This is a genomic window from bacterium, assembly GCA_022616075.1.
In the GTDB taxonomy this organism is placed as follows: domain Bacteria; phylum Acidobacteriota; class HRBIN11; order JAKEFK01; family JAKEFK01; genus JAKEFK01.
In genome coordinates, this window is record JAKEFK010000259.1 from 1 (window position 1) to 13,834 (window position 13,834).

Genomic DNA, 13,834 nt, shown 5'->3' on the forward strand with positions numbered 1-13,834 from the left:
CCTCCTCTCTGCACCCGGTCCAGGGCACAGAGTTTGTTTATTGTTGATCAGAGGAACAATACACCGTCTTTCTTTTTACAGGAAATCTGGGACGTGACCCATCCGACCATCTGAGCGCACTTGTGAAAACATTAGATCCGGAAGCCTACAATCGGCTTTATTCAAAGGGTTGCACAATTACGACCTTACTTTTTCTGGCTGATTGTTTGGTGCTTCTTTGGTTCATATAGAAAACTTCGTCACAGAGTTTATGCGACATTTGCTCCGCCGAGAATTTCGTCTGGATCGTAGAAGTCCTGTGTCACTTTCTTTATGAGTACTGAAATGGATTGTCGCGTTTCCGTTCCGCATTCTTCCGATCGATCTCCAGACAAGACAAACAGAAAGTCGACGCTTCAATGTTTTATATCCTGGCAATCGTTCTTCACTAAAGGTATTCCCCAATGGCCGCTGCAAACGGTCTACGGAGGCAGTTGGGAAGTTGCTTGAGGCTGGCGCACATGTAGACCAAGGAACCAGTCGGGAAAAACTGCGTTGATGTGGATGTCGGGATTGGAAATGCGAATGGAGTGAGGCAGCTGATCTCATCGGGAGCAAATATCAATACGCGAAACAAGGCGGACTGGACTGCATTGATGTATACCGCCCTGTTCAAAAACGAAGAAACAGCCGCGACTGTGGTTGAATTGGGCGCGGATTTGAACGTCCGGAACAGTGATGGAAAGACGCTTTGGAATTTGCAGAAGGGGAAGGTCGCATCGATATTGCTCGGATTATTCGCTCGGGAAGGCCATCAGGTTAGTTGGTCACCAAAAGTACAGAAAGGTAGAAAACTTTCTTGACCCTACAGTCCAGGAGCAAAAATCCTCCTTGCCTTTAAGAATGAATTACAAATGGATCGCATCATTCAAGTTGAAATTCTGTTGGACTTGATCAGTGTACTTCTTGCGAAAAACGTTGCTCTTTCTCATGAAGGTGCCGTCAGGGAATACGTCTTTGCGACACGAGATCTATTACGGAGCGTATGACTATGAAGACATTTTGGAGAAATTGAAACAGATCAGCAAGAACTTGTGTATTGATTCCTGAGAGCCCGCTTCAAGAGACCCGAACATGAGACGCTTCGGCTCTCAGAGGAGATCGGAATATTAAAAGGGTAGAAGGAAGCGCGCGGAGGCGCTTCCTTCCATTCGGCCTACTTCTTCTTTCGACAGAAAGTAGATAGAGCAGGCCAGAGATTGTTGGCACGGATTGCGTTCACCTTCCTTTCGTAATACTCCAACTGGTTTCCGAGGAGTTTCTGGAAGAGCTCTTTTGTTGACCCTTGCTTTTCTCCATCCTTTGTTTTCCAGCGGCATACGGGCGGAAGGCTCAGTGGCTTGCCTTTGCTCCATGCATTCAGAGCAGTGACCGCTTTCCAAGGTGCATCGGCACACTTGAAAGTGGTTCCAATCTCTTGATGAACGGCGAGCCGCAGCTTGTGGTACTTCTCGTGAAACCGCGAAAGATACTTCGCTGCAGTTGTCCTCACCATGAAGCTTGGCCGGTGCCGCGCGATCCAGTGCGCAATCCGATCGTAGGTGGCAATCTGGGCAGCAGTAACTTCAGTGAGCCGCTGCTTGATGCTTGATCCTACTTTCTGGATTTGCTCCGGAGAGGGCGTTTCGTTGTTGGATCTGACAGTGCAGTTTGCAGCTTTACGCTCTTCCTCCAAGTCAGCCAGAAAGAGGCGTTCCGCATTAACCCAGAACTGCAGCTGTGCGGCAATGCTTTTGATTTTCTTGTGAGCCTCAAAAAGCGCGTCAACGCTCTGTCGAATTTTGGCAAAGCGCAAAGCACGCTTTTTTGACCTCGGGCTTCTCTGCGAAATCCATGCATCGATAGGCAGCATCCGCGAAACACGGGATTCCATCTCAGGTAACGTGTGTTTGCATTTTGATTCCACTTCTGCAAGTTGTTTCCTGAGTACGGAGATCCTCTGAGTTGTCTTCGTCAGAAACTCACGTTCATCCACAACAGAATGCTGCAGTACGGGAGTCAGCGGATTCGTCAGAAGATGGACCATTTGATGCAGCTTACCGTGATGCTCCTTTCTTGAGTTGATGTCACAAGCGTCAAGAGGTTTCAGCACGGTTCGCAGGCATTGGTCCATGAGCTCCTGTCCATTTGGATCGTTCGGAATAACCGGCTTGGTTCTTGTAAATTTCTTTGCAAGATCATGGAGCCGATCATTGTTGAACGCGAAACGGTTGAAAGACGCCCACTGTTTTACAGACTGGATGGCATCGAGATCAAGAAGATAACCGATCAAAGCTGGCTTCCCATCTTTGGCCGCATCAAGAATCTTTTTGCGGCCTTCATCGGTACCATCAGCAAAGCGAGCAAGGTTCAATGTATTCTTTGACAGTTCCTGTTCCCTTTGAATCTCCGGAACATATCTCCTAAACTGTCGCGACACATTGAACCAGAATGTAATTCTTGCATCCAACGGACCTTTGCTTTTGTCAAAGGTTTCGTTGAAAGCTTGCTCCAGTCTGGCCAAACGTTTGATCGTCTTCTGCCACGCCTGATTTTCGCCGCCAGGATCCATCTCATTGATCAACTCTCTCATGTTATTGAGCCAGTTGTAGAAGCTGCGGTATGGTGTGTTGCGTACACGTGCGGCAAGCATTTGCACCATGCGCATTGTCTTCAGCTTCTTCTGAGCCGGATCTATCAGCGGTTCATTCAGTTTTTCAGCGTTTTCAGTGTAGACTCTCTCCAGTTTTGCCAGCCGGGCAAGAGTTTTGTGAATCAGCTTCTTGGCCTCCGCTGCCTTCTGGTTGTCAGTAGCACCGAGGCTTTCGAGCTTTTTCACAGCAAGTTCGCGTGCACACCGCATCCATGCTTCGAAGCTTCCGAAGCGGCTCTTGGTGAGCGCTTCTTTTAGTTTCTTCAGCATTCGTAGCGTTGCCAGTTCCTCAAGCCAGTGGGAAAAGTGGAAGGTTGGATCAAGATCAGCTCCGCATTGAAGGCACAATCCCTCCTCTCCTGGAACTTCCTGAAGACTTACTTCGCAAGAAACGCAGATACCGTCATGGCTATCCGGAATGAAGTGAAACCGGCTCCGCTGCCGGTTCTTTTTCAGCTTCAGGCGCCTCGTCTTCTTCGCGGCTTTCTTGAAGTGACGCACAGCATCCTGAAGGTTCGGATGAGCTTCGACAAACTGCTTCCGGAATTCAGGATCCAAAATCTGTTTGAAGATCTCCGGTTCCTGAGTAGGTTGGAGCTTTTCGAACTCCTCCTTAATCTGTTGCAGCATCGTATCCACGTTAGCGCCGCTTGTCTTCCATAGTTCCGATTGATTGAGATCGGCCATCAAGAACTTCGGAGCCTCTCTGCCGTTTTCAGAACACTTCTTTGCAGTGATCATTGAAATCCTCATCTCATCTGCTGCTTCAAGCTCCGATAGTGTGCTGTTCAAATCGGCATACTTCGTCACACCTGCGGTGCTGCTTCTTCTTGAGCTACCGATCGGATTTCCCAGATCAACATGCCGGCAGATCCAGCCATCGTTAACAGGCTTGCTGTCCCAGGACTGCACGAAGTCCCGTTCGGGTTGCGGAAGCTTTGAAAGGATTTCTCCTTTCTGCGCTTCCAGCGGCGCATTGCGGTAATCCTGAATTCTTGCCATCGGCTGGCGCGAAACAACACCTTCGCGGTGGCCTTCCTCCGTGTCTGTATAGACCTTGTGAAAGACCCGCTTTGTTGTCGTTCCATATAGCCGGCGCAATTCCTCATGCTGCATCAGCCGCTCGTGAGAGCGAAAAGACTGTTGCCTGCAATAGGCGGCAATTCCATCGATATCCGCTACTCTGAGCCGGATACCGTAGAAGAGCCGGCAGATTTCCGGATTGATCCGCACTGCTTGATCCGTCATGACCTCCACTTCGTCAGAGAGCCCATAGGCGGCTCCGTATTCGAGCGCCTTTTCCAACGCATCCTGCCGGGTAATTCCAGCAGAAAAGTAGTAGGGTGCACTCTGACTCGGGCGAAACAACGCAGCCTCGAATCGTGACTGGACTGGGTAAATTCGAACAAGTATACTTGTCATTGTCTAAACCTCCTTAAGGTTCACCCCAGGCTCCCGAAAGGAAGCACTGGGTTGAACCCAAGGAGGATAAACAACAACTTTCAACTTGTACGTTCCTCAGCCCACACGTTTCCCGGCAGAATCCCCGTTTCCATTTTCCACATGAGGCTGAAAGGCCTACTGCTTGTTCCTGGTGCTTCCGCACCGTACGTGATCCAGACATCATCGGTAAGCGCATTCGTTTGCGCTGACCAATCCTGGTTCAGATCGTACACGGAGAAAAATACCCAGTCAGCAATGCCTTCAATCTCAGCGAGCCGTCTTACCCGCCTGAAATCGTCTTCGGTACTGCCTACAAACAACACTGCCTCATTGGGTGATCCATGCAGAATCTTTTTATAGTCAAAGAACTTTGCTCGAAGCTCCGACAGGCTTTCTGTTCCCCGGTCTGCTTCGACATAAAAAGTCCATTTCACTCCGCCCAGGTTAAATTTGAAAATCGCATCCGGGATTGGCCGCTCATTCCTTAGTGTTCTCACTTCCCGGTGAACCAGATCCTGTTCTAACTGCAATTCAAGATCGCTGTCCAGATATTTCAGTCCGAGCCGGAACCATGTATACACATCGTTTAAGAAAACAGTATGAGGTAAGGTATTTCGCGCTTTGCTGGTAGCGTGATTTTCCCGTTCAGTGATCTCTTCATCGATCAGTTTTTTCATGTTTTTGATTTCCTGGTCTGAGAGGAATATGCCATCGGCTTCCAGCTTCGCGATTTGATAATTGAGTTCGTACTCCGAATTGATGATGTAAGCCATTCCCTGATTGATTTTCTTCGGTCGATGAGTCAAATATGCATTGATTATTCCCATGCGCTTGCAAAGAATGTCCAGCCTTCTTCTTGCCGGTTTTCTGCTTCCTTTTATGTTGCGGCGCTGAGGGCAGTAGTACCGGTGTCCGGGATGCACACAAGGAAACCACAGACGCTCTATTTGCTCCCGTGTTACGATGCCAAGCCGCTGTGTGTGACGGACAATAGCCTGATCCCGCGGTGTCGCCCATGAATATCCGGGAGGTCCTGGAAAGCTTTCTATTGCGTCCGTATAGAGAAGCCTTTTAGATTTATTCAAGGAATGACTCCTCATTGACTCCCGGTTTTACAGCCGGTTGTGGCTCAGGCCGGAACGATTTGGAAGTCGCAGGAGCAGGAACATTTGTTTTTTCCGAAGGCTGAGAGATTATGGCGCTATTGGTCTCGTGGCGCACAGTCTGCTGAACGGTGATCTCCTGCTTGCTTATTTTTGCGTGAGCCTTCTGCTCGGGCAAAGAAGGCCTCGCTTGCGCCTTTGACTCAACTGACTTTTGAGGCTCTTGGTTTTGCGACTGCTTTGCCGGCTGCTGGCTCTTCTGATTCGTTGAGTTCTTTTGTTTATCGTTGTTGGGTTGTCCGGGTTGTGGCTTGGCAGCGGCAATCTGAATCGATTGTGCAATCCTTCCGAGCTTATCGTGAACATCTCTTATGTTCAGGCTTTCTACTTCGGTCTTAATCTGCCCGGCGACTTCTTGCAGCCCGGTAATGGCCTCAACAATATCAGAAGATACCTGGTCAGAGACATCCTGGAGGGCTTCTCCAAACCTGGTTAGTGAAAGATGTGCCCGCTCCCTGATCAGCTTCAAGGCCGTCACCGTGTAAAACAGGACAATCCCTGAAACCAAAAGATGGATGGCTGTCACTGAAGCACCTAACTTTTGAAGCACAAGAAAAGAATGGCTCTTGTCGTAGGCGCCAATCGTGTAGCCGCAGATCACGGCAATTGCCGCCCAGTAGAACTTTGTGTTTCCAGACTGCGTTTTGTAACTCATGCCGCACCAGCTTTGTTCTTGTCCGCAATTTCGCGGAGCACGTTGATTGCCTTTTCACCGATCCATCCATTTCGGCCTCCTGACCCTTTTATCTTCTCGATGGACTGCCTGATGCCTCGCAGAAAAGGTGTGAACTTTTCTTCTCTGATAGGAAGTATCAGTTGTTCTGCGCGGATCGCATTCACGATGCGTCTTAACCGATAGTAGAGGACTTTTCTTATATCGCCTGATTCATGTTGTCCTTTCAGCTCACGAATGAGTTGCTGGACCTCCGGACTGAGAAACGCTTCTCCAAAACTCTCTGCTTCCTGGAGCAAAGCTTCCGCATCAAGCAGCAATTTCCGTTGTTCCACCAGAATATTTGCGGCGATCAACATCTTTGCTTCGCCACGTTTTTCCTTTTCGGGGTTGAATTCCAATTTGTGCTTCAGGATGTAATTCATTTGTCTTTGCGATACCTCTTTGGTGCACCACTCTGCATTCGTGGAAAGAATCCGGGACTGATCCGCAAAATTCGTTTTCACGAAATCCTCCGAAATTCTCAAGGCGTCTTCTTTACTTAATCCGTCAGCAAGGCTCTGTCTGGGGGAGCCAAGTTTGTGGAAGGATACTTTGAACTGCGAGAGGATATTCTTTTCCAGAACGATGTACTCAGTCGGCGAAATCGGAAGTGTAAAGGTGAGCGGAGCGCTACGCAGCCAGGGCATGCTGGAAAGTTCAATCAGTTCGGTTGCCGGCTCCGGACGCAGAAGGTGTATTTCTTCAATATGTGAAAACATCCGCAGTTGCTCAATGTTCTTGATCTTGTTTACGTCGATCTGCGGATGTTTCTCCCTTGCCGACTCAACTTCTTCAGCGGCGTTCACAATGTCAAGTCCTCCCTGAGTTCCGTCAAAAAACTGCGGCGGTATGCCAAACAGAGAGGGGAGTCCCGACAATTCTAGCTTGGATGAGTTGTGGACTATATCAACAATGATGCAATGCGTCTTTTCTATCTCCGGGCAAGGGCGCATCACTCTCCCAATCATCTGCCTGTATAGCGGTTCACTGCTTGTGGGGCGCGCAAGAATTGCTGCTGTTAGTGTCGGGTTATCGTAGCCTTCGCTGAACAGGTTGACCTGTACGATGACCTCTAACTCTCGATTCCTGAGGGCGCTCAAAGCTGCTTCGCGTTTCCGTTTACCACTCCGGTGATCCAGGGCTACAGCTTTTACTCCCTGTCTGCGGAAGCACTCTGCAACATGGCGGGCATGGGTCCTGTTGACACAGAACACCATTGTGGGCACTCCTTTGCACAACCGCAGATAAGAATCAACGATTAATTGATTGGCTGCGTGAGTGTCGATCGCCTCCGCCAGCTGTTCAGGATCGAAATCGGCGCCATATTCACTTTCGATCAGATCGATGCTTTCAAGATTGATGTCGCTGTGAATCCGGTAGCCAAGCGGGCGTGCGAGATATCCCTGATTGATGAGATCTTCAATCTTCACGTGATAGACGATTTCGTCAAATATCGCGTCAAGCCCCTTTCCGTCTGCACGACACGCAGTGGCCGTCCAGCCTGTGAGAAATCCTTTGAAGTTTGCTGATGTTGGTGTTCCCTTCAGCGCGTTTAAGCCTGCAAGGATTTTCTGAGTAGTAACAGCTACGGCGTGATGGCACTCATCGAGAATGATCAGTCTTGGCCGGCCGGGCTCGTACTTGTCAAGCCGGTCCACAAGACTCATTGCTGACGCAACGATGATCTTTGCATTCGGATCTGCGCGCTTAGACGCCTGCTCGATTGAGGCTTCAATACCGTAGAATCTTTGGAGTGCAGCGGCGGTTTGCTCAACAAGGAGTTTTGAATAAACGACCACTAACCCTTGAACGTTTTGCCGCAACGATTGCTCACTTGTGAAGAGCCTGCTCAGCAGTTCAGCCTGCATCGGCGTTTTTCCACCGCCGGTCGGAATACTGATCAACGCGTACCTGCATCCGCGCCGGAGTGCCGCACTCAATGCTGCATTTCCTTCGTGTTGATAAGGCCTGAGCTGGAGCGGCTCTAACTGCATACGGCCTCCGGCAAGGTTTTCTTGCGGTCCCTTTCGTAAGTGGCAACGGTTGAAGACAGGGTGGCCAGCTTCGACTCATCGCAGAAGAACTTCACAATCAACTGTGCATCGATATGAATCTTCGATGAAAGGAACTCCGCAACTTGCCACTCCTTTGCCGGATTTGCCGCATCTTTAAAGACTCTTGCGAACAAAGCGATCGCAGCGTTTTGAAACCTTTCCATTTCGGGAGGACCGTATTTGATAAGGTAGTTGTAGAGAAAATCCTCGACCCGGTACAGGTTGCCCCGCACAAATTCTTGAATCTTTTCCGGCCCAAAGGTTCGGCAAAGCGCATCAGGATCGACGCTTGTCCGGCCGAGCCGGGAGTACAGTTCTTCGCCGGCGTAGAGGATGCGGCAATCTAAATGCCCTGCGATCGCAACAGGAAGGACCCATTCGGCAAGAGCTCTTAGGCCGGGCGCATCGCTGTCCAGAAAGAAAACAACGCGCTTCGTTACACTTCTGATGCTCTTGACATGAAATTCGCTGAGGCTTGTTCCCATCAATGCGGCAGTGTTTGGAAAACCTGCCTGCGCCATTGATAGCGCATCCATGAATCCTTCAACCAAAATGACAGTCTTCTTTTCTTGCACTGCGCCTTTGGCTTCATCCCATCCGTACAGACAGTGACTCTTCTGAAAAAGCGGCGTTGTGGGACTGTTGGTGTACTTGTAATTCTCTTCTTTGTCATCGATCCTTCTCCCGGAGAATCCGACAATTCGGCCGTCCTTACTGATAGGAAAAATGAGACGTTTGGAGAAGCGGTCTCCGATCTCCCTTGAATCGGGGACGCTGTAAAAAAGCTGGCTTTTTGTAATTAGATCCGCCGTAATCTCTGAAGAGTTCTTGAGGTGCGAAAGCAGATGTGTACCGGTATCGCCGCCGTATCCTATGCGATAACGATTGATTACCTCTGATCCAATGCCACGCTTCGTGATGTAATTCTTAACCGGATGATTCTGTTCTGGGTTCAGCGCGTGTTGTAATGAGTTGTGGTAGTAATTGGCGGCGTATTCATTGATTTTGTAGAGGCCTTCCAGCTCCTCACATGGGGTGCCTTCCGGTACCTCAAACAAATGAGTTCCATATTTATCGTCAATGTACGTCAAGACTTCCTGAAAATCGCTGATTCCGGTTTTCATTTGCACGAACCGGATGACGTCGCCTCCTGCGTTGCAACCGAAGCAGTACCAGAGAGCGTTCCGCCGGGTGATGTAAAGGGAAGGCTCCTTCTCGCTGTGAAACGAACAGATGGCTTTCAGTTTTCCAGGGCCGGCGTTTCTCGGACGCAATTGTCCTTCCGCAACGATAATCTCAATCCGTTTTGCAACATCGATCTCATTTGAGACGCTCATGCGGATGCTCCTATATATAGAGGAAGGAAATTAGTTCCCAAGGGTCCTGCCAATGCTTCTGCCTGGCGCGGATCCCTTTGGATGCAGTCTCCGCACTGTCTTGAAGGTTGGACTATGCTGCTTTTTTCGGTGGAGGAGGTGGTGTCAGGAACCCGGACGGAATTGCTGAAGTCTCGGGTTTTTTGGGTGCTTCCTGGCCAACCTGCAATTTTCGGAAGCAGGGATCGCAAATCCTCCAGTGTTGCTGCAGCGAATTTCGTCTTACCGGTGACAGTTTGCGGCAGTCTCTGCAGATCACATGTGTGATGATGCTCATATGCCCTCTCCATCTTCAAAAACTGCAGATGAAGAATTAAAGATGAAGAGGAGAGGGCGATTATGAAGCCGTATGATTCCATTTTCAGCTCTCGTTGGGAAGTATTTTCCGGATGCGTTTTCGGAAGATTTGATCGTCTTTCCTCTTAACCTCGCGGGGAATTGGAGCCTTTGCCCACAGCAACCTTGGTATGAAGCAGAATCCCTGTCCGTACGATCCGCGGACATCTCCATCCAGGTCATCCTCAAGCAGATCAACCCAGAACTGCCACTCCTGCAAGTTCATGAAGCAGTTTGGGTGGTACTCACGAACTTCAACTTCTCTTTGTAATGTTCCCTCTTTTCTTTTCACAATTCCGTTCCCGTAGCGGCCGGTCTCCTGTATGACACGAATCAGTTTGGTTCGATTCGACCACATCCTGGCTTCGTCGCCGTCTCTTTGCTGCCCGACCAGGTGATGCCTGCAAGCCTGCAAAAGGTTGAGTTGCACATTCCTGGTGTTGTGCCGCTGCAGATCCTCAAGCTGAGCCAAATTTTGCATCGCCAGCACGAACGATATACCGGCTTTTCGATTCTGGTTGAAAAGTTCCATAAAAGCTCCTGGGGCGAAGGCTGCAAATTCGTCAATGAGGCAAATCATGTCATCCCACTCTGAGCTGTCGACCTGGTTCCTGTAGGAGATGATCCCCTGAAGATTTGCCACAATCATTCTGCCCACGTGCGTTTTGTTGAATAGCAGGGAATGCGCCGGAAGCCTGAACACGACACATAACTTTTCTTTGGAGATTTTCTGGAAATTCAGGTCGGGTTTTCTATTGTTGAAAATCCTGTAAAGCGGCTCATGCATAAACGGTTCAAGACCCGCGCAAATGTTGGAAGTCAACTTGGATATATCTGCCTGACTCATCCGCGCGTAGGTGTCTTTCCAGTTTTGCAGTTCAATGGGAGTTCCCCTGTACGCAGCGATGGTTTCCTTCCGGAAGCTTTCATTGTGGATGAAGCGCATCAGATCTTCCGGAACAAAGTCGGCGTCAGGATAGTAGTTGTAGAGAAAGGGAATCATCGCAAGCACGAAACGCGCTTCCTGATGCTGGTAATAGTCCCTGTCGCCCCTTCCATTAGCTTCCAATCCAACCCCACTGCAGATGCGATTGGCGACAACCAGTGGATTATCTGTCGGGTACTTCGAGAACAACCCGAAGGTGGGACAATCTTCTCCCAACAGGTTGATTTCAAAAATATCTGCATCCCTTCCACAAACGTGAGCGGAATGTAACATATTGCTCCAAAATGCCAGATCGCCCGATGGTTCAATGATGACGACGCTCTTTCTCTTAAGCATGTAGCTGAATGCCAGGTTCTCCATGAGATTGGACTTTCCCCAGCCGGGTGAGCCGAATATGATCATGTTCTTTCGCATCCTTTGCATCGTTGTCATCCAGAAATCTCCACGCCGGTCTACAAAGGGCAGAACCGTTCGGAGTGCTCTGGTGGGTAATGATTTTCTTTCTCTGTAGCCCAGGACGACATCATCTGAGTCGCTGTATTCTTCGAGCGAGTAAACGTCCCGGTAAGTATCCATTTCCTCTGGCTCTTTGATGATGTAGTCAGGCGAATGCGGGAAGCGCTTCTTGTTTGATTGTTTGACTTTGAAAATGAAGAATGCAAAGACCAGGAATCCTACTGCAATGGCCGAGACGACTTTCGTGAGTGTCGCCGTTACCGTTCTGAGGTTGGTACGCAGCTGCTCGATTGATTTCCGGGTTTTCGAGGCCCCGGCGGAAGGTGGTAGGGTCTTGGGCTTGGATAGAATTCTCTGATGAGACATTGGACGAGTTGTGGGCGGCGTGTATAACGGATTCGTCTGTTTCCGGCTGACCTTTGTCGACTGGCGATTTCCTTGAAGCGGATTCATGGTTCCCTGCGAATTTGACTGTCCCCAGGCGTCCGCCATCATGGCCATTCCCGCGATCCACAAAAAAATAATCAGTATGCGTTTCATAGCATTACCTCTCTAATGGCGCTTCTTTGAAACGTTGTTCGTTCAGATCCTGGATGATCAGATTTGTGAGCAACTGCTGATGCAAATCAGGGTTTCGCTTCTTGATCAACGGATTCAGTAACCGTTTCTCATAAAACATTTCTTCGTAGGCCGTTATCTCCTCCTGGGGCATATGCGCAATCATTCGCCTGTACAGTTCATCAAAGGAATTCTTGGAGAGATCAGGCGCGCTCTCTGTTCTTCTCGAAGGCTGTATATCGTCTACGACCTCAGCTTCTAAACTACTGAGTTGTTCCTGGACAGCCTCCGGGCCGCTAAGGATCTTCATCCGGATGTCGCGCATAGTGTTTGCGGTGTCAACAAGCGACGACTCGAATATTTCCAGGTCTTCCAAAAATCGTTCGGGATTTTCTGGTTGATAGGCCGCAGGATTGAACTTGCACAAATCATCACGAACCGCCATAAGCCAGTACTGGTAATCATCAACACGCGCCTCCAGATCAATTGTTCCGTTTTTGAATCCAATGCGTTCCTCATCCTGGCTTGCAGAATCTGATTCAATGAAGTTGTCGTCTTCTGATATCTGATTCGGCTCATTGTCCTCAACAACGGAAGCCGACACCTTTTCGTTTGCCAGCGGAGGTAATTCTTTTTTGTTTGTGAACGGGATCGCCGGCTGATCGGACATATGTGGATAGTGCGTGTCCTCTTTTGGCTGTCTGTTGGCGCGCTCTTTCAGCGCCTTTGCCTTCATTGCCGCCCAAACTTCGGCTTGCTTTGATTTTGGTTTGGCGGCGAGCTCAAAAATCTGCGTCTTTTTGAATGGGATGTATCCCAGCTCGTTCAGCGTTTCTTTTGTAAAGGCAAAGTAATCTTCTTTGATTTCATGAGAGATGTCATTTACCAGAAGCGTTCTCTGCACGGTTCGTTCGTGAAGATTCAGAGCTCTCGCAACGTCGGTTGCGAATTTTAAACCGCTCACCTCTCTGAAATGTTCCAGCAGCTCCGCTTCTTCAAATACGTCCAGATCGTTACGGTGGAGATTCTCTGATAGCTCCATCGCTTCCAGGTTTTTGGGTGGGCAAATGATTGCCGGGATCGATTTGCCATACATCAGTCTTCCTTCAGCAGCAAGCTGCCTGCAGGCCTTTAAGCGCCTGCGTCCGGCAATTACTTTGTATTTTTCTCCCACGGGGGTTAACAGGATCGGATTCAAAACGCCTAGTTGAGCAATGTTTTCTGTGAATGATTCCTGATCCGGATAATACTTGCGCGGCTCGTTATCGATGATGGCGCTCAGCGCAATAAGCTGACTCGGTCTTTCTTCGTTCTGATACAAGTCCGCAGCGGCCGCTGTTCGTGCTTTCATTGATTTCCTCCTGGCTTGATTGATTCGTTTGATAACATTGCGAGCATCATGACAAGTGCCTGAGGGTTCACCGGACGTCCGTTCACTCGGAGCTCATAATGAAGGTTGTCTCCGGTTGCCCGTCCTGTTGATCCAACCAAGCCGATGATCTCGCCGGCCTGAACATCCTGGCCTTCGTTTACAAGTGCTTTGGAAAGATGGGCGTAGAATGAAGAGACTCTTTGTGAATGTTGCACTTCTACGCTGATTCCGTATCCTGGCAAACTGCCTGCTTTGACTACTTTTCCTGCAACAGGGCATGGGATTTGTGTCCCCTGTGGCGCCGCAAAGTCGGTGCCGTTATGTCTTTTTAACGCGTTCATTTCAATTGGATCTTTGCGGATTCCATAGCCCGAAGTCTGCGGCGCATCAATCGGGCGGAGCATCGATTGCAAAGGGTCCTTCCCAGACAAGGACGCCAGAAGCTTCTGGAGTTGTTCAAGCTTAGCAGTCTGATCCGGTGCAGGCTTTTTTGTGTATTTTGCCTTCAGACCGAACGGATCATTCCCAAGCCCGAGACGTGTGAGTCCATTCGTAGCAGGATTCGGACACTTTGGCGCGGCTGTTTGTGCTAACGGAGGCTGTTCCCTTTGATACGCATCGCTTATAACGGCCGCTTCCAGTTGACCGCTTTGTGGCGTTTTTTCCGCTTCTCCCCTGTAAAGGGCGTGGCCGATAAATGCGATGGCAACAAGAACGAGAATGCACTTATGACGTTCATCCATT

General features: G+C 49.5%; 10 protein-coding genes. 1 reads left to right on the plus strand and 9 read right to left on the minus strand.

What is annotated here, in order from left to right; all coding sequences use genetic code 11:
- Positions 1–539: 539 nt before the first annotated feature.
- Positions 540–842, plus strand: a complete 303-nt coding sequence (locus L0156_21390) for a hypothetical protein (protein ID MCI0605547.1) — start codon at positions 540–542, stop codon at positions 840–842.
- 353 nt (positions 843–1,195) lie between these two features.
- On the opposite strand, the gene L0156_21395 is transcribed toward L0156_21390, so the two are convergent.
- The 9 genes from L0156_21395 to L0156_21435 all read right to left on the minus strand — a co-directional run bounded on the left by L0156_21395 (position 1,196) and on the right by L0156_21435 (position 13,833).
- A complete protein-coding gene (locus L0156_21395) occupies positions 1,196–4,093 on the minus strand; it encodes a hypothetical protein (protein MCI0605548.1) in 2,898 nt (965 codons plus the stop codon).
- An 80-nt stretch (positions 4,094–4,173) separates the two neighbouring features.
- Positions 4,174–5,199, minus strand: coding sequence for a replication-relaxation family protein (locus tag L0156_21400; GenBank protein ID MCI0605549.1), 1,026 nt, complete (start codon positions 5,197–5,199; stop codon positions 4,174–4,176).
- Positions 5,192–5,932, minus strand: a complete 741-nt coding sequence (locus tag L0156_21405; protein ID MCI0605550.1) for a hypothetical protein — start codon at positions 5,930–5,932, stop codon at positions 5,192–5,194. The genes L0156_21400 and L0156_21405 overlap by 8 nt, the downstream gene beginning before the upstream one ends.
- On the minus strand, positions 5,929–7,986 hold the full coding sequence (locus L0156_21410) for a DEAD/DEAH box helicase (protein MCI0605551.1): 2,058 nt from the start codon (positions 7,984–7,986) through the stop codon (positions 5,929–5,931). The genes L0156_21405 and L0156_21410 overlap by 4 nt, the downstream gene beginning before the upstream one ends.
- Entirely contained in the window at positions 7,977–9,383 is a 1,407-nt protein-coding gene (locus tag L0156_21415) for a CHC2 zinc finger domain-containing protein (GenBank protein MCI0605552.1), read from the minus strand. The genes L0156_21410 and L0156_21415 overlap by 10 nt, the downstream gene beginning before the upstream one ends.
- 112 nt (positions 9,384–9,495) lie before the next feature.
- Positions 9,496–9,699: a hypothetical protein gene (locus L0156_21420; protein ID MCI0605553.1), complete on the minus strand. Its 204-nt coding sequence runs from the start codon at positions 9,697–9,699 to the stop codon at positions 9,496–9,498.
- A gap of 84 nt (positions 9,700–9,783) precedes the next feature.
- Positions 9,784–11,700: a TraM recognition domain-containing protein gene (locus L0156_21425; protein MCI0605554.1), complete on the minus strand. Its 1,917-nt coding sequence runs from the start codon at positions 11,698–11,700 to the stop codon at positions 9,784–9,786.
- Positions 11,701–11,704: 4 nt separating this feature from the next.
- Positions 11,705–13,069, minus strand: a complete 1,365-nt coding sequence (locus tag L0156_21430) for a ParB N-terminal domain-containing protein (protein MCI0605555.1) — start codon at positions 13,067–13,069, stop codon at positions 11,705–11,707.
- Complete coding sequence (locus L0156_21435; protein ID MCI0605556.1) at positions 13,066–13,833, minus strand: M23 family metallopeptidase; 768 nt, start codon at positions 13,831–13,833, stop codon at positions 13,066–13,068. Before L0156_21435 ends, L0156_21430 begins: the two co-directional genes overlap by 4 nt.
- Between the last annotated feature and the right edge of the window lies 1 nt (position 13,834).